The organism is Collinsella sp. LCP21S3_D3 (assembly GCF_052118305.1).
Lineage (GTDB): Bacteria > Actinomycetota > Coriobacteriia > Coriobacteriales > Coriobacteriaceae > Collinsella.
The window spans coordinates 43,925-68,356 of record NZ_JBQKHK010000006.1; the positions used below are offsets into that span (position 1 = coordinate 43,925).

Below are 24,432 nucleotides of genomic sequence, written 5' to 3' on the forward strand. Positions count from 1 at the left end.
GCAAGCCGTGCCCAGTCCAAAGCGAGGTATTCAATATGTCTGACAAGCGCCGCACCTTTGCCGTTATCGACGGCAACTCGCTCATGCACCGCGCCTTCCACGCCGTGCCGCCGACCATGAACGCGCCGGACGGTCGCCCCACCAACGCGATCTTTGGCTTTCTGAACATGTTTCTTAAGATGATCGATGCCTTTAGCCCCGACGGTGTGGTCGTGGCGTTTGACAAGGGCAAGCCGCGCGTGCGCATGGAGATGCTGCCGCAGTATAAGGCGCAGCGTCCGCCCATGGACCCCGATCTGCATGCGCAGTTTCCCATGATTAAGGAGCTGCTTACGGCGCTCAACGTGCCAATTCTGCAGTCCGAGGGCTGGGAAGGCGACGATATCCTGGGAACCATGGCGCGCCTGGGTGAGGAGGCCGGCTGCGACATGCTGCTGGTGACCGGCGACCGTGACATGTATCAGCTTGTGACCGAGCACGTCAACGTGGTCTCGACTCGCAAGGGCCTGTCCGACGTGGCGATCATGACGCCCGAGAGCGTGGACGACCTGTATCACGGCATTACGCCGGCGCTCGTGCCCGATTTTTACGGTCTGAAGGGCGATACGTCGGACAACATTCCCGGCGTACCGGGCATCGGCCCCAAAAAGGCGAGCGCGCTCATCGCGCAGTACGGCAGCTTGGACGAGGTCATTGCGCATGCTGACGAGGTCAAGGGCAAGATGGGCGAGAACCTGCGTGCACACATCGACGATGCGCTGCTGAGCCGCAAGGTTGCGACCATCCGCACCGATGCACCTGTCGAGCTCGACTTTGACGCGACGTCCTTCCCATCGTTTTCTGCCGATGAGGTGTCCGCGGCGCTGGGCGCACTTGGCATTACGGCCATGCAGAACCGCTTCCTGGCGCTGATTGGCGGCGAGGGCGGGGTCGTGCCCGCTGCCAGCGCGTTCGAGATACCCGCGGTTTCGCGTGCCGCCGCCGGCGATGCTGAGGCACTTGCTGCTGTGGCGGCCGAGATCTCTCGCACGATTGATGCGGGCGAGTGGGTCGCCGCCGTGGTGGACGATGACAAGGAGGAGGGTGCGCTCTTTGGCCTGACGCGTACGCTGTGGCTGGCGACGCCCAAGGGGCTCTTTGCGCTCGAGGAACCCGATGACGGCACGCCTGCCGCTGTCGAGGGCTTCAATTCTGCCCACGGCGTTATCGCTGGCGTGCTCGCGCGCCTGTTTATGGAGGGCCGCGTGGCGAGCCCGGACATGAAGGCGTTGCTGCATGAGCTTTCGCCCATCGATTCTTCTGAGCCCGAGCTCATGGACCCGCTGGCAGTCGATTCCGTGCGCATCTTTGATACCGTGGTTGCCGCGTACCTGTTGGATTCCGACCGCTCCGAGTTTGACGAGGCATATCTGGCCGATACCTATCTGCAGATGGCGCTGCCTGCGGCGCGCGGTGCGGATGGTGCTGGCGAGGACGCTCCTGCTCCTGCTGCCCGTACCGCGGCGTTGACGCTGGCACTCGTGGCGCCGCTTCGCGACCGCATGGCCCGCGAGAACGCCGCCAACGTGTTCGATGGCATTGAGATGCCACTCGTGCCGGTGCTTGCCAAGATGGAGCGCGCGGGCATGCTCGTAGATCCCGACCGGCTGCGCAGCCTGTCCGAGGGCCTGGCGACCCAGATCACCGAGGTCGAGCGCAGCATTCGCGACCTGGCAGGTGATGAGACGTTTAACATCGGCAGTCCCATGCAGCTCTCGCACGTGCTCTTTGACGTTATGGGGCTTCCGACCAAGGGCCTCAAAAAGACCAAGCGCGGGTACTATTCGACCAACGCCAAAGTGCTGAGCGACCTTGCCCGTGACCACGAAATCGTGCGCCTGATTTTGGACTGGCGTGAGAAGTCCAAGATCAAGTCGACCTATCTGGACACGCTAGGTCCGCTGCGCCGTGGTGACGGTCGCGTGCACACCACGTACAACCAGACCATCACGGCAACGGGTCGCCTGTCCTCGAGCGACCCGAACCTGCAGAACATCCCGACGCGCTCTGAGCTGGGCCGTACCGTTAAGACGGCGTTTTCAGCAGGTGAGGGCAGCGTCTTTTTGGCGGTGGACTACTCGCAGATCGAGCTGCGTCTGCTCGCGCATCTCTCGGGTGACGAGCACCTGGTGCGCGCCTTTAACGAGGGCGAGGACTTCCATGCCGAGACGGCCGCGCGCGTGTTTGGCGTTTCGGTGTCCGAGGTAACGCCCGACCTGCGCAGTCGCGCCAAGGCCGTGAATTTTGGCATTGTGTATGGTCAGCAGGCGTACGGTCTGTCGCAGTCGCTACATATCTCGATGGCCGAGGCGCGTGGCATGATCGATCGCTACTACGAGGCCTACCCGGGCGTTCGCACGTTCCTCGACAACGTGGTGGCGCGCGCCAAGCAGACGGGCTATGCCGAGACCATGTACGGTCGCCGGCGTCATATTCCAGAGCTCAAGGCCAAAAACCCACAGCTCCGCGGCTTTGGCGAGCGCACGGCCATGAATCACCCCATGCAGGGCACCGCCGCCGACATCATCAAGATCGCGATGGCCCGCGTAAGCCGCCGCCTGGAAGAAGAGGGCTTTGCCGCCCACATGATCTTGCAAGTGCACGACGAACTGGACTTTGAGTGCCCCGTCGACGAAGTCGAGCGCCTGACCGCCATGGTCCAAGACGTCATGGAACACGTCGTAGACCTCCGCGTACCCCTCATCGCCGAAGCCAGCACCGGCATAACCTGGGCCGACGCGAAATAGGAAAGTAACCACAGTTCCAAAGTAACCAAAAACAGAAGGACGCCCCTCATCAACAAGGAGCGTCCTTCGTTCAATTAAATTCAGCCAAAGTATCTAGGCGCCAAGATGCCATCCAGGCGGCAAGCAAGTCACCCAAGGACCTGGCCGGGCGAGGCGGGTAAGTTTTTCGTAGATTCCGCACGAGCCGAAGGCCACTTAATGTGGCCTTCGAGCGAGCCCAGGACCTGACCGAGCAAAAATCAAACGGCCGGCCCCGGGCATGGCGACGAGATAGATTACCGAGCCGCCAAGATGGCGTCGATGAGCGTCAGTACGCCCCCGTAGTTGTTGCTCGGAATGCGCCACTTGGCGTGCGCATTCATATGCTCTTCGGCATTGTCCACGATAAAGCTATGCCCGACGCGCTCGAGCATAGGGATATCGTTGTAGGTGTCGCCCACGGCGGCGGCATCGGCGATATCGATGCCCAAGTGCTCGCACAGGTGCGCGACGCCGGCGCCCTTGTCGACGCCCAGGTTCATAAAGTCGATCCACTCGCGGCCCGCATTGGTGACGTAGAGCTGATCCGAGAACGCGGGGTTATAGGTCTCGCGGAACGCAGGCTCGGCGTCGTAGGCGGGGAAGAAGATCGAAATCTTGTTGGATTCGACGTCAAGACCCTCAAAGGTGTCGATGTAGTTGATGGCAGAATAGTAGATGCTGATCTCGTCGTGGTACTTGTGGTCGCGCGCCAAAACGTAAGCATCGTCATAGCAGCACAGGACGGGAACGGCACGCGGGTCCTCCACGGCATGTGCCAGGACCTTGTGGTAGAGCGCCACATCGATATTGCTCTTATAGATATAGTTGCCGCGATATATCACGCACGCGCCGTTATCGGGGCAAAAGGCGATGCGGTTCTTGATGCCCTCGAACATCTCCTCGAGCTTGGGGGCGGGACGTCCACTGGCGGGGCAGAATACGATGCCGGCTTCGGCGAGCTTGTCCAGGCGTTCGTCAAGGCCTTGCGGCAGCACGCGCTCGTCGGTCAGCAGCGTCTTGTCCATGTCGACGGCGATGAGCTTAATGTTTCCGATATTGGCGTCCGATTCGTAAGTTTGCATAAAAGCGAGCCTTTCGTTTCGAAATTGTTTCAGACGTTATAACCAACAACTCGTAACCAGGCGTATTTTCGCAGGAACGGAGCGTATTTGCACTGTATTTCACAAACTAATGAAAAAACTTTTCAGAAATTTGAATTTGTCGCTTGTGCAGCAGGCACTTTAGCGTAATATAGCGACCATCGAAAACGGAGACGGCAAAAGAGCCGCTTACCGAGGAAAAGGTACCGTTTGCGATATTAGAATTGCGCCCGGCGATGTGTGAAAGGAGAGGCAGATGCAGTTCGTACAGATCATCACCACTGCAGACAATGCCCTCCGACGCCAGCGCGCAATTTCCCGACGACGATAACAATCGTCTCTGTCCGCATGGGGCGAATTGCCTCAACAGAGTCATTTTAAGGTCGTTGGGTTTTAGCACGACATTGCTGCATGTTTCTAGGGCATGTATGTGCTGATTTTTGCTATTTAACCTGATATTGCACGACATGTGACCTTGAAATGACTTGCAACTGACCGATGTTCTAACTAGCTACCAAGGGCGAAAGGAAACAGCCATGAGCAAGGAAAAAGTCGTTCTCGCATATTCCGGTGGACTTGATACATCCGTATGTGTCAAGTGGCTCCAGGACGAGAAGAATCTCGATGTCGTTTGCGTCTGCGGCAACGTGGGCCAGGAGGAGACCGGCCTGGATGCCAAGAAACAGAAAGCGCTCGACCTGGGCGTTCTTGATTGCCAGGTGCTCGACCTGCGCGATGAGTTCTCCGATGAGTTCCTGACCAAGGCCATCGCCGCAAATTCCATGTACGAGAACAAGTACCCGCTGCTTTCCGCTCTGTCTCGCCCGCTGCTCGCCAAGAAGCTTGTCGAGGTCGCCCACGAGTTTGGCGCGACCTACGTCGCCCACGGCTGCACCGGCAAGGGTAACGACCAGGTTCGTTTTGAGGCTGCCGTCAAGGCCCTCGACCCCGAGCTTAAGGTTATCGCCCCGGTTCGCGAGTGGGATCTGAAGTGCCGTCCCGACGAGGTCGCCTATGCTCACGCCCACAACGTGCCGGTTCCCGAGGGTGCCAACGACAACCCCTATTCCATCGACGACAACCTGTGGGGTCGTGCCATTGAGTGCGGCCACCTGGAGGATCCCTGGAACGAGCCGCTCGATGACGCCTGGGTTATGACCAAGAATCCCGAGGACACGCCCGACACCCCGACCTACACCGAGATTGAGTTTGAGGCCGGCAAGCCCGTCGCCGTCGACGGCAAGAAGATGAAGCTCTCCGAGATCGTCATCGCCCTCAACAAGATTTCGGGCGATAACGGCTTTGGTCGTCTCGACCTGGTCGAGGATCGTCTGGTGGGCCTCAAGAGCCGCGAGTGCTATGAGGTTCCCGGCGCCCTGACGCTTATCACCGCCCACAAGGCGCTCGAGGATATTTGTGTCGAGGGCGATCTGCTCAAGACCAAGATTAAGCTCGAGCAGGATTGGGCCACCGCCGTGTACAACGGCCAGTGGTACAGCCCGCTCAAAAACGCACTCGACGCCTTTATGGCCGATACCCAGAAGTTCGTGACCGGTACCGTTCGTCTGAAGTTCTTTAAGGGCAACTGCCATGTTGTCGGCCGCAAGAGCCCCTTCAGCCTCTATGACTACGGTCTGGCCACCTACGACCGCGACACCACGTTTGACGAGAAGGCCAGCGCCGGCTTTATCGAGATCGACACGCTGTCGCTCAAGACGTGGGCCAAGGTCCAGGGTCCCAGCTCTGCTGCCGCTCAGGCTTAAGTCTTTCTCCCTTGGTATCCGCGCGGCCCATCCGCGTGATACATAACGGGCGCATGGGGTCCCTACCTTTCGTTATGCTTGCTGACACTTCTTAACATCGGTGGCCCCTACATTCCGCCCGCATATATGATGCCGCGCCTGCGGCTGAGTCCGAGCCCCGCCGGGGTTGTCCGGCGGGGCTCCTTCTATCAATTTGGCGGCTCTGCGCCTATTTATATGAGGAGTATCCATTATGTTCAATGCTATCGCGCATGCTTTACTTGCCATCGCGCCCGAGTTCGATGCTGCAAAGGTCGAGGATGTCCCTATGAGCCTGAAGGCATGGATTGACGGCTCGGCGAGCAACGGCTGGCGGGAGTCGATGGGCGCCAAGTGCCTGGTGCGTCACTTCTTTGCAAATTAGCCACATGGCCTCGCGCGCGGCGGGGAATGTGCAAAACTAGCGGTTGATAAATCGCTTTAGCGACATGGCGCTTTGCTTTGGGCGCTTGTTTTGGTATTTGGAGAAAGGGGACGGTTCCATGGCTCTTTGGGGCGGTCGTTTTGAGACAGGCGTGGCCGAGGTCACGCAGGAGTTTGGCGCGTCGCTGCCGGTCGACAAACATCTCTATAAGCAGGATATCGCTGGCTCTAAGGCACATGCCAAGATGCTGGCGGCCCAGGGCATTATCAGCGCCGAGGACGAGCAGGCGATTGCCGAGGGCCTGACCGGAATCGAACAGGATATCGATGCCGGCAACTTTACCTTCGATATCAACGACGAGGACATCCATATGTCCATCGAGAGCGAGCTGACGCGTCGCATCGGCGAGGCCGGTAAGCGCTTGCATACCGGACGTTCGCGCAACGACCAGGTGGCGACCGATACGCGCCTGGGCGTCAAGGCGCTGGCCAAGGAGCTCATGGAGGCCAATCTTGAGCTGCGCCACGTGCTGGTGGATGCGGCCAAACAGTACGACAAGGTGATTCTGCCGGGTTACACGCACATGCAGCATGCTCAGCCCGTGCTGCTGTCGCATCATCTGCTGGCGTATTCTTGGATGTTCGCGCGCGACTTTACACGCCTGAAGGCCGCCTTTGATGCTGCCGACAACTGCCCGCTGGGCGCTGCCGCGCTTGCCGGTACGAGCTATCCGCTCGATCGTCAGATGACGGCCGCCGAACTTGGCTTTGCGGGCGTGATTCCCAACTCGCTCGATGCGGTTTCCGACCGTGATTTCCTCCTCGATCTGCATTACGCCGGCTCCGTCATGGCGATGCACCTGTCGCGTCTTTCCGAGGAGATCGTGCTGTGGTCGAGCTCCGAATTTGGCTTTATCACGCTTTCCGACTCGTATTCCACTGGCTCGTCCATCATGCCGCAGAAGAAGAACCCCGATTTTGCCGAGCTTATCCGCGGCAAGAGCGGCCGAGTCTATGGCAACCTGGTGCAGCTGCTCGTGACCATGAAGGGCCTGCCGCTCGCTTATAACAAGGACTTGCAGGAGGACAAGGAGGGCGCGCTCGATACCGCCCATACGCTCATGCAGTGCCTGTCCGTTATGGCCGGTATGATTTCGACCTGGACCGTCAACGAGGATGCCATGGCGCGCGAGTGCGGCGTGGGGCACCTTGCCGCCACCGATGTTGCCGATTACCTGGCCAAGCGTGGCCTGCCGTTCCGCGAGGCCCACGCCGTGGTGGGCCATTTGGTCCTGATGTGCGAGAAGCGCGGCTGCAATCTTGAGGACCTGCCGTTTGAGGTGTTCCAAGAGGCTAGCCCGCTCTTTGAGCACGACATTACCGAGGCGCTCGACATCCCGTCGATTGTCGCTGCACGCACGACCGAGGGCGGTACCGCCCCTGCCGCCGTTGCCGTGCAGCTGCAGCGTGCCCAGGCACAACTCGTTGCCGACGAAGGTGTGCTTGGATCGCTGACCAAGGTCGTCGAGATGGGCCACGGGGCAAAGTAAGGGTTTAGTTGAAGCGGCTTTGGCCATTTATTGATAAATCGTTTTTGCTTTTACGGGCGTCTGCTGCAGCGGACGCCCGTATTTTGTTGCAATGGGGAAGGGGCTTGTCGATAACTTCTGTAGGACCTTTGGGCAGGTTGTGAAGGGGCTACGTTCACGGGCGGCAACCGACCGTCCGCTCGGTTCGGTGCGGTTGATGCGCGGTCGGATGGTACTCTAATCGGGCTTCGAAACAGAAGTGACACATATGGAACGTTTTAATAAATTGTAGTGTTTCAATAAACAGTTTTTTGTTTAACTGCAGCTAAAACTCTGTTACGATGCAGTCCAGGCGGGTGCCGGAATGGGACTTGGGCACGCGCGAACCTACTTGAAAGGCTACCTTATGGCTATCGAGAAGACCTTCATTATGATTAAGCCCGACGCTGTGCGCGATCGCAAGATCGGCGAGATCGTCGCTCGCATTGAGCGTAGCGGCCTTGTCATCGAGCGCATGGAGATGACCACGCTCGAGCGTGCTACCGTCGAGGAGCACTACGCCCATCTGGCCGACAAGCCCTTCTTTGGCGGTCTCTGCGACTTTATGACGAGCGGTCCGGTCGTCAAGATGGTCGTTTCCGGTCTCTCCGCTGTCTCCAAGATGCGCACCCTTATGGGCGCTACCAACCCGCTTGACGCTGCCCCCGGCACCATTCGCGGCGACTTCGCTGTCGATGTCAACGCCAACGTGATCCACGGCTCCGACTGCCTGGAGAACGCCGAGATCGAGATCAAGCGCTTCTTTGGCTAAACCAGCTTTGACTCCTCAAAGCTGTTAGCGTGTGGCTTTGGCGCCGCGGAATTCCATCCGCGGCGCCCTTTTTATTCCAGTAGATTTCTAGGTATATCCCAAAAATCTACTAAACAGCCCCCGTCCGGATGTTTCTTCCGGGCGGGGGCTGGCGTTAGCGTATGGCTTTGTAGGTCTTTAAGCCTCGTCGACGACCTTGAGGCCGCGCGTGTGGTCGATCTCGTTGAGGAGGTTAACGCGACGCTCGTGACGACCGCCCTCAAACTCGGCGTCGAGCCACTCGTCGACAATCATCTTGGCGAGCTCGGAGCCCACGACGCGGGCGCCAAAGGCGAGCACGTTGGTGTTGTTGTGCATGCGGGAGAGCTTGGCGCTGAAGGGCTCGGAGCACACGACGGCGCGTACGCCCTCGACCTTGTTGGCAGCCAGGCTAATCCCGACGCCGGTGCCACAGATGAGGATGCCCAGGTCGACGTCACCGTTGGCCACGGCCTTACCCACCTTGTAGCCGGCGATGGGGTAATCAAAGCTCTCGGAGGTGTCGGTGCCAAAGTTCACGACCTCGCAGCCGCGCTCCTTCAGGTGCTCGGAAATGATGTTCTTGAGCTCGACGGCGGCGTGGTCGTTGCCGATACCGATCTTCATGAGTGGTTCCTCTCTGGTCCGTGCGGCGGAATTGCTAAAGGTTTTACCGCGTTCGACTGCATGATAGCGCGTCTTTTGCCTAAACACTCGGGCGTTTTTTGGTCAAACGCTTTAGCGGACGCGAACATTAGCCCATCACGAAAAATGCCGCCAATTTGCTTCTGGCGGCCGTCTGCCGGAACTCGACTTGCGGTTTTTGGTGCCTTGTTATCAAATGGAGAAGTTGATACTTGCGAGAGCAACCCGTTATACATGTAGGAGATACCTATGCCTACCGATTCCATCCGTGATACCGCGTTTTGTGATGTTTTGAACCGCGAGCTTGTCTGTGCGCTCGGCTGCACCGAGCCCATTGCCGTTGCCTATGCGGCGGCGCTGGCGAGCCAGACGCTCGGTTGCGAACCCGAACATATGGTTGTTGCCTGCTCGGGCAACATCATCAAGAATGTAAAGAGCGTGACCGTGCCCAACTCGGGCGGTATGCACGGTATCGAGGCTGCGGCCGTGCTGGGTGCCGTGGGCGGTGACGCCAAGAGCGCGCTCGAGGTGCTCGAGAGTGTTGACGATGCAGACCGCGCTCGCGTGACCGAGCTGCTCGCCGACGCTGACTACTGCGACGTGTCGCTTGTCGAGGGTGTGCCTAACCTCTATATCAAGGTAACTGCCACTGCCGGGGGCCATACCGCGGTCGTCGAGATCACCGACCACCACACCAATGTTACGTGCCATACGCTCGACGGTATTCCGGTGTGTGGCAAGTCGGCGGGGGAGTGTGACGCCTGCGCCGAGCGCGTCGTGGCCGAGCGTGCCGCCGATAAGGCCGACACGCCCATGTCGATCGAATCCATCATCGACTTTATCGAGGACGGCGACATCGAGGGTGCTCGCGCCGCCGTTGAACGTCAGATTGAGCTGAACGGCGCAATAAGCGCCGAGGGCCTGGCGCACGCTTGGGGCGCTGAGGTAGGCCGTACGCTGCTGGGCGCTCGTGCCGACGACGTCGCCTGCCGTGCCCGTGCCCGTGCGGCCGCCGGGTCCGATGCCCGCATGAACGGCTGTGCGCTGCCGGTCGCCATTGTGTGCGGCTCGGGCAACCAGGGTATTACCTGTGCGTTGCCCGTTATGGAATATGCCGACTACCTGCGCTGCGACCACGAGCGCCTGGTGCGCGCCGTGATGCTGTCTGATCTTATTGCCGTGCATATCAAGAGCTATATTGGTGCGCTCTCGGCGTTTTGCGGTGCTATTTGCGCTGCGTGTGGTGCCGGCGCGGCGATTACCTGGTTGTGCGGTGGCACGCGCGAGCAGATCGGCGCGACGGTCTCCAATACGCTCGGTAACGTGGGCGGCATCGTGTGCGATGGCGCCAAGGCAAGCTGCGCCGCTAAGATTTCCGCTGCCGTTGATGCGGCGATTCTGGGCCACGATATGGCCATGCAGGGCCGCGGCTTCCGTGCCGGCGAGGGCCTGATTCAGGATACGGTGGAAGAGACGATCGCCAGCATGGGCTATGTGGGCCGCGTTGGCATGAAGGATACCGACGTCGAGATCCTCAACATCATGATCGGCAAGACCATCGTCGACTGCTAGGGGCTCTGGGGCACTGCATCTTGTTGTTGAAACTATCGCGCTTGTGGCTGTAAAGCACCTGTCTGCATTGCGGACAGCGAGGATCTCGCGGTAGGTCACCAGGTCGTTCTCGCGCTTGATGCGCTCGAGGACGGTTGCGACAACAAGCGCCGCTATCGCCGGCAGGAACGCCGCAGCCGCGGCGAAGCCGGCGCCCCAGGTGCCCTCCATCCAGTTAAACGCCGGCGACAGTATCAGTGCGAACGCCACCGCCAGCCGCAGCATCCGCGTTCCCATGCGCTTGCGATCTCTTTCGACTGCCTCTTCCATAACGGTTACGTCTCCCTTCACGAGCGTGTCTATGGAGGTGTCGAATAGGATGCTCAGCATGAGCAGGCTCTGGACGTCCGGATACGTCTTGTCCCGCTCCCAGTTCGAGATCGTCTGACGCGACACGTAGAGTTTCTCGGCGAGCTGTTCTTGGGAGAGCCCCATCGCCTCGCGCCGCGTCTTGATCTGGTTGCTGATGTCCATCGTCACCTCCCGGTCGTGAAGGAGCGTCCCGCGAACACGTAGGGTGCGCTATCGAATCTGTTGTACATCATATGCGGCAAGGCTTGCCGGGCGCTGCAAAAACTGTTTTGCACGGGGTTTACCTGCATGATTGTTGCTGCGATGCGTGCCATCGCCGCGGGGAGATTTGGCTTGTGGAGGCTTGCGGGGCGATGGCTTAGCGATGCTGTCGAGCAATCGTCCAAGTGTACAGGCCCATGGCGGCGTAGCCGATTGCGGTATAGGCAACCCCATGGAACGCAAGGTCCTGGCTGCCCTCGACCTTGAGGGGAAACAGGACCGCGGGTCCGATTCCGAGCGCCGCGGGTACCCAGAAGAGCGTCCTCGCGGAGTTCGCGGCGAGCAGGCCGAGGGTGATTGCAGTTGCGGGGAGCACGGGGTAGATCAGCGCCATCATGGCGATCATGCCGGCATCGGGTGGGACGACCCTCACCAGGAGGACGGGGATTGCCCAGCAGGCGCCAACGATTGCGATCAATGCGATGAGGGACGCGCGTACGGTGACGTTCATGGGGCACCTCCTAACGGGAATCGCCCCCATTCTGGCATACATCTTCAGAATGGGGGCTAAGGGGGATACCATTTCGGGGAACGGGTGCGTACCCGCGCTTTTAACTCAGCATCTTGGCGAGCATGCCGATGCCGACGCCCACCAGTCCGCCGGCGATGGCGCCGATGATGATCTGCACCGCGTTGCGCGTGCCCTTGACCCAAGGGTTCATCTCGCGCTCACGGCGCCCCTCGAGCGTGTCGCGATCGACCTGCTCGCCGCGGCTAAACGCCAACACCTCGCGGTACGTGACGAGGTCGTGCTGCTTCTTCATGCGTTCCATATACACGAACGCCACGAGCATCACGACGAGCGCCACGGCGGCAAACGCCGCGGTGGGCGCGATGTGCATGCCCCAGCCCCATTCGAACTGGAACGCCGCCCACGCGCTCAGCACCAAAAACACGACCGCACTCACGACCGTGATTGTGGATAGGGCGTTGTACTTCTTGACCGCTTCGTTCATTACCTGTGCCATGGTTTCCACATCTCCTTTGATGAGGGAGTCCACGGTCACCCCGAACACGTTGGAAAGCAGCAGCAGGCTCTGGACATCCGGATACGTACGGCCGCACTCCCAGTTGCTGATGGTCTGGCGCGACACGTAGATGCGCTCCGCCAGATCGTCTTGGGACAGTCCGAGCTCCGTGCGATGCTCCTTGATGTGCGAGCCCAGCTCCATGCGTTTGCTCCCTAGAGGGTCGGGGTGACCCCTGTCGAGAGCCACCATGTCATTGACGCGAGCATCGTACCATCAAAGGTCTTTATATTTGACCCCCACGGGGCAAAATCGAGCTGTCAAAAGGCTTTATATACGACATCTAGCTGGGAAAAGAACGGTCCCCAAAGGCGGATGCCTCCGGGGACCGGTTGGTGCGTATAGAGGGGGCGAGCTTGCTTTGGGTTGGTGTTGGCCCCGCCGTTCGGCTCGACTTTGGAGCGGCGGGGCTCAGCTCTGCCTCGACCGCGGCGCGGGGCGCGGCTTTGTCCCGACGTCGGCAGCGGCCGAGCCCTGTCTTCCCGGCTTAGCCCTCTTCGCCTTTGGGCGTGCCCTTGAACGAGGGCTCTTTCTTCGGCAGCCTTCCCGCGCGTTTGAGGGCGTCTCGCAAGATCCATTCCACCTGACCGTTGGCGCTGCGCATCTCATCGTCCGCCCAGCGTTGGACGGCCTCCCAGATAGCGGGGTCTATACGGAGTGGATACTGCTTGCGTGCCATGACGTGCCTTCTTGTCGAATGTGCAATTTTGCACCCGTCCCCATATTACTCATTGGTGTTGGGGTTAGTACAGCGAGCCTGCGTTGAGCACCGGGTGCGCCTCGGATTCACCGCAGAGCACCACCATGAGGTTGCTGGCCATCTGCGCCTTGCGCTCGTCGTCGAGCTCGATGGTGCCGCCGGCAGCCATCTCCTTCACGGCCATGTCGACCATGGAGACCGCGCCCTCGACGATCTTCTTGCGTGCGGCGATGACGGCCTCGGCCTGCTGGCGGCGCAGCATCGCCTGGGCGATCTCGGGGGAGTAGGCGAGGTGCGTGAGACGTGCATCGTCGACCTCGACGCCGGCGGGCGCCAGGCGCATCGCGAGCTCGCGGCGCAGGGCTTCGGAGACCTCTTCCACATTGGCGCGCAGCGTGATGGCGCCGGCGGCATCGGACTCGTCCTCCAGGTGGTCGTAGGCGTACACGCTCGCCACGTGGCGCAGCGCCGTCTCGGCCTGCATGGCGACATAGCTCTGGTAGTCGTCGACGTCGAAGAGCGCCTTGGCGGTATCGGCGACGTGCCACACCACGACGGTTGCGATCTCGATGGGGTTGCCCATTTTGTCGTTGACCTTCAGGCGCTCGCCATTCAGGGTGCGCACGCGGGTGGAGATAGTGGTGGGGTTGCCCTTGGCGGCCTTCTGCGCCGCGGCCTTGGCGGCCTTGGAATCGCTCATCTCGAGCTCGATCATCTCGCCGATCCCGGCCGATCCGCCCATGCTCTTGCTAAAGAACGGGTTGGCCCAGAAGAAGCCCTCGTCGCGGACGGTGCCCACGTACTTGCCGAACAGGATGCACACGCGCGCCTGGCCGGGCTGCAGCGAGAAGAATCCGTTGAGTGGGATGAACCACAGGCAAAACGCGAGGATGCTGAGGCCGAGCCCCCATCCGTAGACTGCGGGCGCGTCGACGCCGTCGGGCGTGCTCGCGAGCCCGATGGTGCTCCAGATAAAGAGGCCGATGATGACGATGAGCGCCACCGCCACGGCGACGAGCATGCCGTAGCCCGACTTGGCCTTGAGTTGCTTTTCCACGCTCATTGTGAGTTCCTTTCATGACTGCGCCGGCGTTTGCATGACGTCCCCGGCGCCGCGCTCCAGATTGCGATGGGGAGGAGGCGAGTCCCCGAGCAGTCCGTGCGACTGCTGATTGCATTGTGATATCACATTGAGACCAAGTCAAGGAGAATCGGATGCCGTCTCTCATGGCATAAGTGGTTCGGGGCGCCCGGCATCTACGCTCCGTAGAGGTCTTCCTGTTGCATCTTGGCTCGCAAGTCCCTATAATAGATTCACTCACGGCTGAAGGTTTACCTCTAGATTTGGAAAGGGGAGCTGCACCATGCTTGCTTCCATGAGGATTTGGCTCTAGCCACGGTCGCGTGAGCGACCGGTACTTCGCTGCATACCACCGATCGCATCAAAGGATTATTCCATGACACAACCGAATCCCTGCGCTTCTTGGAAGCGCTCGCTCGCCATCGTCTGGATCGGCGAGTTCTTCTCCGTGCTCACGAGCTCCATTCTGCAGATGGGTCTCATCTGGCACGTCACCCTCACCACCGGCTCCGCGAGCGCCCTGTCGTTCGTGAGCCTGGCGGCCTTCTTGCCCATGGCGCTCCTCGGCGCCTTCGCGGGCACCATCGTGGACCGCACGTCCATCAAGCGTCTCATGATCGGCGCCGATCTCTTCATCGCGGCCGTGAGCCTCACGCTTGTCTTCGGCTCGCTTCGGGGCGACCTTTCTGTCGCCGTTGTGGCGGCGGTGCTGTTCGTCCGTGCGCTGGGCAGCACGCTCCATACGCCCGCCTTCAACGCGCTCACACCGCTCATCGCCCCGCCCGAGGTGCTCGGCAAGCTGGCGGGCATGCTGCAGTTCATGCAGTCGGGTAGCTATATCATCGGCAACGCCATCGCCGCTGCGGTCTACCCGGCGTTTGGTCTGACTTTCATGATCGCGCTCGATGTCGCCGGGGCGGTGCTCGCGAGCATCGCGGTGGCGACCTCCGGCATCAAGACGCCGGCGCCCGAGCGCCATACGCCCGAGGAGAACGCCGAGGCGTCGCACCGCGCGGTGCGGGCCTTCCTATTGGAGACGGCCAACGGGTACCGCGAGCTCAAACGCCATCACGGTCTGTTCGCCATGCTCTGGATCGGCTTCGCCTTCTCGGTCCTGTTCTCGCCCATATCCGCGCTGTTCCCGCTCATGGTGTTCGACCATTTTGGGGGCACCACTACGCAGTCGGCTATCGCGGAGATCGCGTTCTCGGTCGGCATGATCGCGGCGAGCGGCTGGATCGGGGCGACGGGTGGCCTTAAGAACCGCGCTCTTTCGTGCACGCTGGCCATCGGCCTCTTCGGAGCGGGCACGCTCGCGGGCGGCCTCGTGCCCCCTTCCGCGCTCGTTGTGTTTCTGGGGCTTACGTTCGCGATGGGGGTCTCGAGTCCGCTGTACAGCGCGCCGCAGATGGCGCTCATGCAGGAGCGCGTCGATCCCGAGTGCATGGGCCGCGTCTTCGGTCTGTACGGAGCGGTCTGCAGCTGGGCTATGCCCGTGGGGCTCGTCGCATCGACCTTGTTCGCGGACGCCATCGGCGTAAGCGCGTGCTTCGTGCTCATCGGTGCTGCAATGGTGATCCTAGCAGGCATCACCTGGGCGATCCCGAGCATCCGCAAGATTGGGTAGCGCTCTGGCGGAGTGCGTTTCGTTTCGGACGGCTCGTAGGGTCGCTGCGACGTGAAGGGTGGTCGACGGTGCGCCTGCGAGGGCGCCGTCGACCACCCTTTTGTTTAATTCGTCTGGCCCGGCGCCGATCATCATCTGTTCGTCGGGCGATTGCGATGCCGCCGCTTGCCGATACGCGGCTCCTTACGTTGTGCGCATCCCATCGTTCTGGCAGCGTTTCCTGCAGTTAATCTCCAGAGCTCGAGGCGGTGGCCCCTATGAGTAATCTGCTCGAATCCATTCTGCGCGTCGGTATGACCGTGTTCATCGTCGGCCCGCTCACTGCATGGGTCGCCCGCCGCGGCGCGCGCGAGCGCAGCGAGGCAACGGACAGCCTCGATTGCTTCACGGTGCGCATGCCCGCAGCCATCCGCACGATCATCGCCTGCTGCGCCGTCGCGTTCGAACTGCTCATGCTGGGTGTCTACGTCTGGCAGGGCGTCTCGCTGGGCGAGTGGGACCACGAACTTGTGTGGTTCGGTCATGCCATGGCGCTCGCGGGTATGGCTATCTGGGCCTTGCTGAGCATCCCGCGTATCGACGTGGACGGTGGGCGCATTCTCTCGCGTAACGCCTTCGGCATCCGCAAGGAGACGACGTTTGGCAACATCACCCGTGCAACGCTTCACGCGCAGATGATGAGGATCGACCTGTTCGAGGGCGACCGGAAGTTCTGCTCGATAAGCCTCGAGGGGGTGTGCTCGCTCAACCTCCTCGCCCGTCTGGAGGAAGAGGGCATCGAAGTCTCGGACGCCGTCGACGGTCCCATGACCAAGGCGGGCCTGTGTTGGTCTGCCATCAAGCCGTTGACGATTGTTTTCAACGGCATGGCCCTCGTCTTCTCGCTCGTCCTCGCCTTCATGGCGGTCTTCACCGACGAGGGTGCGCGCCTGCTCGTGCTCATCCCGTTCCTGTTCCTGTTCATAGGGGGGTTCCTGCCCCTGCTCATGCTCGGCATGCCGGCCCGCGGCATCCTCGAGATCGGCAGGCAGGAGCGCGCGCTCGGTTTCTCCTTCTCCGAGGAGATGGCAAGCCGAGGTGCCACGGGTACTTCGCTTGTCGATGACGATTGGTTCATCGAGATCAGCAACGCCCGCGTCGTGGCGTTTCGCCGCGATTACCTCAAGAAGATCACGGCGCACGAGAACAGCGAGAGCGGCGACCGCTGCACGGTGACCACGAGGGGTGGTCGCAAAATCAAGGTGTATGCAAGCGGGCAGCACGCTCGAGGACCTGCGCACGTGGTTCAAACAGGGTGCCAAGGTCAGAAGCACACTCGACCGCGCGGGGGACGCACTCGAGGCGACCGTTTGATTGGGTTGCCTGCCAAGGATCCAAAACGGGAAGGGGCGCTGTCGGCGCCCCTTGTCATACCAGGCCCGCTGGCCAGCGAGAGGCCTGCAGGTCGACATGTCCGTTGGCGAGGAAGGCAACGCCTTCGTCCTCGAGCAGTGTGCGCTGCGCCTCGGGCCCACCGAAGGCGAACCCCTCCGCGAGGCGTCCGTCGGCGAATACGATGCGATGACAGGGGATGGTGCCGGGTTCCGGATTGACGTGCAGGGCGTATCCCACGTATCGGGCTCGACGGGGCTCACCAACGAGCTTGGCGATCTGACCATATGTGGCAACCATGCCGCAGGGCACCTGGCGTACCATGTCGTATACGCGGTTGAAGAATCCGTCGGTGTCCCGGTCTGCCATGCCGCCCTCACTTTCAATCGATATCGCCATTGTAGTCAAGAAAGGCGCCCCACATGCGCGGGGCGCCTTTCCAAAGAGGTGTTGCGCGAGGGGAGGGAAGGCGCAACGTTCGTGTCGAAGGTCTTTAATTCGCCTGTGCCTTCATTAAGTTACCTATAGCTAATTCTCTGAGACCCAAGTCGTAGACCGACGAGCACACAGCCTCTCCATAAGTTAATCAAGGGTTACAAATAGAAAGACACAGTGACATGTGGTCGTTGGGGTTCAAGGAATCGCTCGATGAGTTCGGAGAACGCACCCTCAGTCCCAGCCGTTTCAAGGACGACATCGCAATACGGCCGCACGTCGTCGGTGACATTCGCCACGCCGACGCCCAGTCCCGCCGCCTTGATCATGGAGAGGTCGTTTGCGGAATCACCAACGGCGATGACCTCGGACATCGGAATTCCCAGCATATCGGCAAGGCGCGTGAGCCCCGTCCCTTTGTCAACGCCTGCGGGCATGAGTTCGAGGTAGCGCTTGGAGGAGAAGGTGATGTCAACGCCGAGTCGCTCGGCCATCGGCGCGAGCTTGCGGCCCAATTCCTGCAGCTCATCGAAGTCCCAGTCGACGTACAGGATCTTCACGATGCCACGGCCTTCAAGGAATGAGAGGTCGGGATGGTCAGATCCGCGAAAATGAGTGACCCCGGTGATCGATTCCAGATAGTCGCGCTCCCGTGTGGGTGCGTCATTCACGAACACGTGGCCGTCGGCGACGTTGACGTGCATGCAGAGTCCGAGTTCGAGCCCCTTTGCATAGATCGCGTTCGCGCATTCGTTGGAAAGGCCGCAGGTGGTGAGCGGGGTGGGGTCTCCCACGCGGTTGATGAAGCCGCCGTTATAGGAGAGCACATAGCCGTCTTCGATCAGCTCGCGGGCCTCCCCCGAGAAGTTGTCCATGATAGAGGAATACCATCGCCCGCTCGAAGGGACGAACAGCACACCGAGCTCCCTCATGCGTTTGAGTGCTCGGAGATTGGACGCCGGGATGGCGTGGTCGGCGTCGAGAAACGTCTCATCCATATCGCTGGCAACAAGTCGGTACATGCAATCCCCCATACAACGTAAAAAACGAGGCGGGCTTATTATCGCCCACCTCGTAAGACCTTGGCTATGTCGAAGGCGTGGACACGTGAAGATGGCCCATTCGCGTGTCGCGGCGCGTTTCCGCGAGCCGGATGGCTTAGTACACCATTCCCATGGCTTCGCGTACCTCGGCGAGCGTCGCCTCGGCGACCTCGTTGGCACGGCGATTGCCCTCGCGTAGGACGTCCTTGACGTAGTCCATATCCTGGACCAGTTCCTCGCGGCGGGCGCGGATGGGGGCAAAGTGCTCGTTCACGCTCTCGGTGACGTACTTCTTGAGCGCGCCTGCGCCGCCCATGCCGATCTCCTCGGCGATCTCGACCTCGGAGCGGCCGGTGCAGATGGCGGCGGTGGAGAGCAGGCCGGACACACCGTGACGGGCTTCGGGGTCGAACGTGATCATGCGCTCGCCGTCGGTCTGGCTCTTCTTGATGCGCTTGGCCGTCTCCTCGGCGGTCATGGAGATGTTGATGGCGTTGCCGTAGGACTTGCTCATCTTGCGCCCGTCAAGGCCGGGCAGCAGCGGCGTATCGGACAGCAGCGCGTCGACCTCGGGGAACACCTTGCCGTAGCGGTTGTTGAACTTGCGTGCGATGGTGCGGGTGAGCTCGATGTGCAGCAGCTGGTCGCGCCCGACCGGCACGACGTTGCCCTTGCAGAACAAGATGTCGCACGCCTGGTGCACGGGGTAGGTGAGCAAAAGGCCGGTGAGCTCATGGCCGCTGGCCTCCATCTCGGCCTTGACGATGGGGTTGCGCTGCAGCAGGGCCTCGGAGACGAGCGACAAGAACGGCAGCATGAGCTGGTTTGCCGCGGGCACGGCGGAGTGCGTGTAGATCATCGTCTTGTCGGGGTCCAGGCCGCAGGCCAGGTAGTCGATGACCATGTTGTAGACGTTGTCCTAGATGTTGTCGGTGCTGTCGCGGTCGGTGATGACCTGGTAGTCGGCGATGAGCACGTTGGTGTGGACGCCCATGTCCTGCAGCTCGACACGGCTCTTGAGCGTGCCGAAGTAGTGGCCGAGGTGCAGGCGGCCGGTGGGGCGGTCGCCGGTGAGCATGGTGTACTTCTCGGGGTGCTGCGGCAGGTCGGCGCGGATCTGGTTGCTGCGCTCGAGGCTGACCTCATAGCTGAGCTCGTTGGGCATGCTGTCTCCTTTTGGGTTGAGTGCCTGGCCGGCATTGTCGGTCTTGGTTGAAGATGAAGCTACCAGAGAAACGGCGTCTCTTGCCGGAATCAACGATGGTTTTCGCCGTGTCGTCCCGCAGGGTCGTTTCCCTTCTTGGGAAGGAGCCCCTCGATATGCTCGAGCCGCTCCTCATGGGCCGCGTGCGCCGCGCGCTCCTCGGCGGCGAAAGCGGGGTCTTCGGGCGTGACGGTCTCATCTCGCTGTCGACTCCGGTACCACCGCGACGGCGCTCCTGAGCCTGCTCGTCGACAAGCCGGTGACTATCTACACCACCAACGGCTATGCATGTCGGTTTACGGGCGAGCTTGGTGCTAAGGTGGTGGTAATTGGCGGCGACTTCAACCCCGTTACCTGCTCGCTCACCGGTCCTATGGTTGAGAGCGCGCTGCGCGAGCTGTACTTTGACCGGGCGTTTATAGGTGTCAATGCGGTGGACGAGGACCGCGGCATCATGACGCCAGGTTATCCCGAGGCTATCAAAAAACGTATCGTGATGCAGAATTCCCAAGCGAGTTGCGTACTCGCCGATAGCTCCAAGTTCCACGTGTTTTCAAATGTAAAGGTGTGCGACCTGGAGGGCTTTACTGTTATTTCCGACAGGCGCGACTCCAAAATCGGCGAACGCGTCAAAATGATCACGGCCTAGGACACTGGGGCATCGCATCTTGCCCTCAAGCCGTTGCCCACGTAACGAAGCGTGGGGCAAACGTGCGCCCCATTCCTGATTTGGGGACTAGCTTAGTTCGTCGGCTATTTGGTGCTCGTAGAAGGCTTCTACTACGGCGTTAAAGTCGCGGGCGAAGTCTTCCATGGTTCCACGCCAGGTGGCTCGGCCGGGCTTTCCTTGGCCCACATAGGCGGTTTGAATGCCGCAGGCGGGGCTGGGGAAATCGCGCTTGGGGTCGTTGCCCACCATGAGAACCTCATGTGGCTCGAGCCCCATGACCTGCAGCTGCCCTAGATAATATGTGGCATCGGGCTTGCAGCGCGTGGCGTTGCCCATGTGCGTTACGAGCTCGAAGGGCGCGTCTGTCAGCTCGCCCCAGCCCATGCGGCACTCGATGGCCCCTTGGGGAAAGCTGGGGTTGGTGAAGAGCGCACAGCGCAGCCCCGCGTCCTGTACGGCTTGAAGCGCGGCGTGCGCACCCGGCATGGCGTGGGCATTGATGGCATCGTCATTCTTGTACGGGAGAACTTCGCGTTCATAGTAGGTAAAAGCCTCATAGATGAGTGGGTCCGAGAGGCAGATGCCGCACCTGCGCTCGACCTCGGTGCGGTAAAACTCAAGATTGGTGCGATTGTCCGTGCCGCTTCGGCGATTGGCGTTGAGGTCGACCAGGATGGTGCCGAGGCGTGCCATCGTACCACCGCGGCTGCATCGTCCGATATCCGCGAGCATTGACGAGACATCCTTAAAATAGCGAAGGATAAACGCGTTGAGATTGATGCTGAGAAGCGTCTCGTCCATATCGAAAACGACTGCTTTGAGCACGCGGGCACCTTTCTCGAAAAATCGTTTAGAACGTGGGCTCCGGATACTTTACCCCAAAGCCGTATACTCAACTGCTTATCGTCAACTTATGGAGACGGTCGTTCACAAGATTGCGAAAAAGTCTCCATACGAGTAAAAAATCGCAGTTCACGCTTGAAATCGAAGTGATTTCCACGTAACCTATACGAACGTGATTGCATAAGCGTCACATTAGTATCTGTCGGCTCCCGAGTGTTCCTAAACGTTGTGTGCTTGTCGCACCCTTCTGTAGGTCCTAGCAATCGGGGCCCCGTAGTTCGAAAGGGGTCCACCTTTGAGTGAGATTCAGAACTCGTCCATTTTCTCTCTTGACGATGTCAACGAGGAGGAGATGAACAACCTCATCGACGGTACGATTACCGACTTTGATGAGGGCGATCTCGTTAACGGTACTGTCGTTAAGATCGAGCATGACGAGGTGCTCGTTGACATCGGATTCAAGTCCGAGGGCGTTATCCCGGTCCGCGAGCTGTCCATCCGCAAGGACGCTAACCCTGCAGACATCGTTGCACTCGGTGATTCCATCGAGGCCCTGGTTCTCCAGAAGGAGGACAAGGACGGTCGTCTGGTCCTTTCCAAGAAGCGTGCCGAGTACGAGCGTGCTTGGAACCGCATCGAGGAGAAGTTCAACTCCGGCGAGAACGTCGAGGGCGAGGTTATCGAGGTTGTCAAGGGCGGCCTGATCCTCGACATCGGCCTGCGTGGCTTCCTGCCCGCTTCCCTCGTCGACCTCCGTCGCGTCAAGGACCTCACCTCCTACATGGGCACCCGCATCGAGGCCCGCGTCATCGAGATGGACCGCAACCGCAACAACGTCGTTCTCTCCCGTCGCGTCGTGCTTGAGGAGTCCCGTAAGGCCGAGCGTTCCGAGATCCTGTCCAAGCTCAAGTCTGGCATGCGTCTCCAGGGCACCGTTTCCTCCATCGTCGACTTCGGCGCCTTCGTCGACCTCGGCGGTATCGACGGTCTCATCCACATCTCCGAGCTCTCCTGGAACCACGTCAACCATCCTTCCGAGGTTGTCAAGGTCGGCCAGGAGGTCGAGGTCGAGGTTCTCGACGTCGATCTCAACCGCGAGCGCATCTCCCTGGGTCTCAAGCAGACCACCGAGGATCCGTGGCGCGCACTGGTCAAGAAGTACCCCGTCGGCGCTATCGTCGAGGGCACGGTGACCAAGCTTGTCCCGTTTGGCGCTTTCGTCGATCTGGGCGAGGGCATCGAGGGCCTGGTGCACATCTCCGAGATGGCCAACAAGCACGTCGACCAGCCTTCTCAGGTCACCCACGTGGGCGACAAGGTTCAGGTCAAGGTCATGGAGATCGACCTCGACCGTCGTCGTATCTCCCTGTCGATGAAGTCCGCTGCTGAGACTCTGGGCGTCGAGATCGAGGTTACCCCGCTGCCTTCCGAGAAGAAGGACGAGGAGACCGACGCCGAGTAAATCGGTTTGACGATCACTTGCTTTAAGGGATCCGTCCGCAATGGACGGGTCCCTTTTTGCGTTTGCCGGTGAGGTGCGCAATGCTACTCGTGCGCAATGCTGTCCGGGCTGTTCACAGGCTATTGGGTTGTCGGTGCATGAAAATGCCGACATCCCGCCTCGGGGAGGAGGCGGGAACGCACCGAGTAGACGGAGGGGTGCGGAGCGCGGTCGCGTCTCGACTGGCGACGTTGCCCATCGACAACCCTATTGTACTGCATGGCATGGTTCTTGGTATATCGTGTCGAACGCTTGTGTTGTGCCTTTGCCTGCGGCAACGGTGTGTTACACTCTTGCACTGCTGAGTGGGCCAGACGGTCGCGCGATGTGCTGCTTGCGGCACGCGTGAGGAAAGTCCGGGCTCCAGAGGGCGGGATGCCGGCTAACGGCCGGGCGGAGTGATCCGACGGAAAGCGCCGCAGAAAAGAAGACTCCCACCTGCGCCGCAAGGCGTAAAGGGAAAAGCTGAAACGGTGGTGTAAGAGACCACCAGCGTCGTGGCAACACGGCGGCTTGGCAAGCCCCATCCGGAGCAAGCGCGAATAGGAACGCTATGGGCCGGCCCGGTCCGCGTTCGGGTAGCGTGCGTGGAGCTGCACGGTAACGTGCAGACAAGATAAATGACCGTTCACGACAGAACCCGGCTTATAGGCCCACTCGGCACTTTGTTGACGCTGCGAACCCGTCAGCGCGACAATCTGCCTTTCAAGCCTTCGGGCATGACCATAAGGTCAATGCCCTCGTCTTTCAAGGCACCTTGCTCGCGCTGACGGGTTCTCGCTTTCGTTGACGGAATCATCGGCGGTTCCGTTCTTGGCATCTCGCTGTTTTTGCCTGGTCATCGGCAGCCTCATTTCTGTTGCAATCTCGTCTTTCAAGGCACCTTGCTCGCGCTGACGGGTTCTCGCTGTTGGTGACGACATCATTGGCGTTTTCGCTCTTGTTGGCGAGGACAACGGTGCTGTCTTTGCCGTATTATTGAGGCTGTTTGTTGCCGCGCTTAGTTTTGTTGAGGGGCTTTGTTGGACAGCTACTTTACTCTGCGATCGAATATTGAGGCTTCTGGCGAGTTTGTGGATCGCAAGAGCCGGTTTATTGCCCAGCTGGTCCATATTGAATCCGAGGATGAGGCGAATGCCTTCATCGAGATGGTTCGCAAGCGTCATTACGACGCTCGACACAATGTTCCCGCGTGGATTTTGGTCGATGGACGCGAGCGTCAGAGTGATGACGGTGAGCCGAGCCGCACGAGCGGCATGCCGACGCTCGAGGTGTTGCGCGGCGCTGGGCTCAAAAATGTTTGCTGCGTGGTGACGCGCTATTTTGGCGGCACGCTGTTGGGGCCCGGTGGCTTGGTGCGCGCCTATACCGCGGCGACGCAGGCGGCGGTGGCAGCTGCTCAGGAGGCAGGGCAGGTCGTTGAGATGACGAGCGTCGTGCCTGTTGACGTGCACGTGGCCTATCCGCAGTATGAGCAGGTGCTTCGTTTGGCGCAGGATTCGGGTGCCAAGGTTTCGGATACCGATTACGCGGATGCCGTGACGATCCATTTGGTGTTTAAGGCGGGGGAGCAGGAGCCGTTTTGCGCTAAGATGCGCGAGCTTATGGCGGGGCGCGAGGAGATTGAGGTCGGCGCTCCCAAATTTGCCGAGTTCTAACGGCGACGGCCG

General features: G+C 60.5%; 19 protein-coding genes, 1 other RNA gene and 2 pseudogenes. 11 read left to right on the plus strand and 11 right to left on the minus strand.

Annotated elements, in window-relative coordinates; translation table 11 throughout:
* The first annotated feature begins 35 nt into the window (after positions 1–35).
* Positions 36–2,786, plus strand: a complete 2,751-nt coding sequence (gene polA, locus ACTQ1S_RS04100) for a DNA polymerase I (protein WP_441547137.1) — start codon at positions 36–38, stop codon at positions 2,784–2,786.
* 275 nt (positions 2,787–3,061) lie between these two features.
* On the opposite strand, the gene ACTQ1S_RS04105 is transcribed toward polA, so the two are convergent.
* Positions 3,062–3,889, minus strand: coding sequence for a Cof-type HAD-IIB family hydrolase (locus ACTQ1S_RS04105; protein WP_441537986.1), 828 nt, complete (start codon positions 3,887–3,889; stop codon positions 3,062–3,064).
* A 554-nt stretch (positions 3,890–4,443) separates the two neighbouring features.
* Here ACTQ1S_RS04105 and ACTQ1S_RS04110 point away from each other — a divergent pair.
* The 4 genes from ACTQ1S_RS04110 (at position 4,444) to ndk (ending at position 8,412) form a co-directional block, all read left to right on the plus strand.
* Positions 4,444–5,670: an argininosuccinate synthase gene (locus tag ACTQ1S_RS04110; protein ID WP_035138001.1), complete on the plus strand. Its 1,227-nt coding sequence runs from the start codon at positions 4,444–4,446 to the stop codon at positions 5,668–5,670.
* Positions 5,671–5,902: 232 nt separating this feature from the next.
* Positions 5,903–6,073 carry a hypothetical protein gene (locus tag ACTQ1S_RS04115; RefSeq protein WP_441547138.1) on the plus strand — a complete coding sequence of 57 codons (171 nt, stop codon included), beginning with the start codon at positions 5,903–5,905 and terminating at the stop codon, positions 6,071–6,073.
* A 118-nt stretch (positions 6,074–6,191) separates the two neighbouring features.
* Positions 6,192–7,622 carry an argininosuccinate lyase gene (argH, locus tag ACTQ1S_RS04120; RefSeq protein ID WP_441547139.1) on the plus strand — a complete coding sequence of 477 codons (1,431 nt, stop codon included), beginning with the start codon at positions 6,192–6,194 and terminating at the stop codon, positions 7,620–7,622.
* 385 nt (positions 7,623–8,007) lie between these two features.
* Entirely contained in the window at positions 8,008–8,412 is a 405-nt protein-coding gene (gene ndk / locus ACTQ1S_RS04125; RefSeq protein WP_055251725.1) for a nucleoside-diphosphate kinase, read from the plus strand.
* Positions 8,413–8,589: 177 nt separating this feature from the next.
* On the opposite strand, the gene rpiB is transcribed toward ndk, so the two are convergent.
* Positions 8,590–9,057: a ribose 5-phosphate isomerase B gene (gene rpiB / locus ACTQ1S_RS04130; RefSeq protein ID WP_006234151.1), complete on the minus strand. Its 468-nt coding sequence runs from the start codon at positions 9,055–9,057 to the stop codon at positions 8,590–8,592.
* Between the two features lie 267 nt (positions 9,058–9,324).
* Here rpiB and ACTQ1S_RS04135 point away from each other — a divergent pair, with 267 nt between their 5' ends.
* Complete coding sequence (locus ACTQ1S_RS04135) at positions 9,325–10,647, plus strand: L-cysteine desulfidase family protein (RefSeq protein WP_441056171.1); 1,323 nt, start codon at positions 9,325–9,327, stop codon at positions 10,645–10,647.
* A gap of 342 nt (positions 10,648–10,989) precedes the next feature.
* Here the strand turns inward: ACTQ1S_RS04135 and ACTQ1S_RS04140 are convergent.
* From ACTQ1S_RS04140 to ACTQ1S_RS04160, 5 genes and pseudogenes are all read right to left on the minus strand, one after another.
* Positions 10,990–11,160 (minus strand): annotated as a pseudogene (locus ACTQ1S_RS04140) (helix-turn-helix transcriptional regulator); the annotation flags it as partial.
* Positions 11,161–11,356: 196 nt separating this feature from the next.
* On the minus strand, positions 11,357–11,710 hold the full coding sequence (locus tag ACTQ1S_RS04145; protein ID WP_441063176.1) for a hypothetical protein: 354 nt from the start codon (positions 11,708–11,710) through the stop codon (positions 11,357–11,359).
* A gap of 100 nt (positions 11,711–11,810) precedes the next feature.
* Positions 11,811–12,431, minus strand: coding sequence for a helix-turn-helix domain-containing protein (locus ACTQ1S_RS04150; protein ID WP_117762863.1), 621 nt, complete (start codon positions 12,429–12,431; stop codon positions 11,811–11,813).
* Between the two features lie 343 nt (positions 12,432–12,774).
* Positions 12,775–12,966 (minus strand): Arc family DNA binding domain-containing protein, encoded by a 192-nt coding sequence (locus tag ACTQ1S_RS04155; protein ID WP_117734980.1) that lies wholly within the window; start codon positions 12,964–12,966, stop codon positions 12,775–12,777.
* 64 nt (positions 12,967–13,030) lie between these two features.
* Complete coding sequence (locus ACTQ1S_RS04160) at positions 13,031–14,050, minus strand: SPFH domain-containing protein (RefSeq protein ID WP_118345662.1); 1,020 nt, start codon at positions 14,048–14,050, stop codon at positions 13,031–13,033.
* A 394-nt stretch (positions 14,051–14,444) separates the two neighbouring features.
* Here ACTQ1S_RS04160 and ACTQ1S_RS04165 point away from each other — a divergent pair, with 394 nt between their 5' ends.
* Positions 14,445–15,695, plus strand: a complete 1,251-nt coding sequence (locus ACTQ1S_RS04165) for an MFS transporter (protein WP_117799207.1) — start codon at positions 14,445–14,447, stop codon at positions 15,693–15,695.
* 1,407 nt (positions 15,696–17,102) lie between these two features.
* On the opposite strand, the gene ACTQ1S_RS04170 is transcribed toward ACTQ1S_RS04165, so the two are convergent.
* From ACTQ1S_RS04170 to trpS, 3 genes and pseudogenes are all read right to left on the minus strand, one after another.
* The gene (locus ACTQ1S_RS04170) at positions 17,103–17,465 is read right to left on the minus strand and encodes an MGMT family protein (RefSeq protein WP_199407147.1); all 363 of its coding nucleotides are present in this window, start codon (positions 17,463–17,465) and stop codon (positions 17,103–17,105) included.
* 194 nt (positions 17,466–17,659) lie between these two features.
* Complete coding sequence (locus tag ACTQ1S_RS04175) at positions 17,660–18,523, minus strand: HAD-IIB family hydrolase (RefSeq protein ID WP_233540280.1); 864 nt, start codon at positions 18,521–18,523, stop codon at positions 17,660–17,662.
* Between the two features lie 136 nt (positions 18,524–18,659).
* Positions 18,660–19,709: pseudogene (gene trpS / locus ACTQ1S_RS04180) on the minus strand (tryptophan--tRNA ligase).
* A 298-nt stretch (positions 19,710–20,007) separates the two neighbouring features.
* On the opposite strand from trpS, the gene ACTQ1S_RS04185 reads away from it, so the two are divergent.
* The gene (locus ACTQ1S_RS04185; protein WP_441547140.1) at positions 20,008–20,397 is read left to right on the plus strand and encodes a hypothetical protein; all 390 of its coding nucleotides are present in this window, start codon (positions 20,008–20,010) and stop codon (positions 20,395–20,397) included.
* 87 nt (positions 20,398–20,484) lie between these two features.
* On the opposite strand, the gene ACTQ1S_RS04190 is transcribed toward ACTQ1S_RS04185, so the two are convergent.
* Positions 20,485–21,243 carry an HAD family hydrolase gene (locus ACTQ1S_RS04190; RefSeq protein WP_441056167.1) on the minus strand — a complete coding sequence of 253 codons (759 nt, stop codon included), beginning with the start codon at positions 21,241–21,243 and terminating at the stop codon, positions 20,485–20,487.
* Positions 21,244–21,556: 313 nt separating this feature from the next.
* Here ACTQ1S_RS04190 and rpsA point away from each other — a divergent pair, with 313 nt between their 5' ends.
* The 3 genes from rpsA (at position 21,557) to ACTQ1S_RS04205 (ending at position 24,420) form a co-directional block, all read left to right on the plus strand.
* Positions 21,557–22,723: a 30S ribosomal protein S1 gene (rpsA, locus tag ACTQ1S_RS04195; RefSeq protein WP_154515317.1), complete on the plus strand. Its 1,167-nt coding sequence runs from the start codon at positions 21,557–21,559 to the stop codon at positions 22,721–22,723.
* Positions 22,724–23,064: 341 nt separating this feature from the next.
* Positions 23,065–23,426, plus strand: an RNA gene (gene rnpB / locus ACTQ1S_RS04200) — RNase P RNA component class A.
* 355 nt (positions 23,427–23,781) lie between these two features.
* Positions 23,782–24,420 carry a YigZ family protein gene (locus ACTQ1S_RS04205; protein WP_195838524.1) on the plus strand — a complete coding sequence of 213 codons (639 nt, stop codon included), beginning with the start codon at positions 23,782–23,784 and terminating at the stop codon, positions 24,418–24,420.
* The last annotated feature ends 12 nt before the right edge of the window (positions 24,421–24,432 follow it).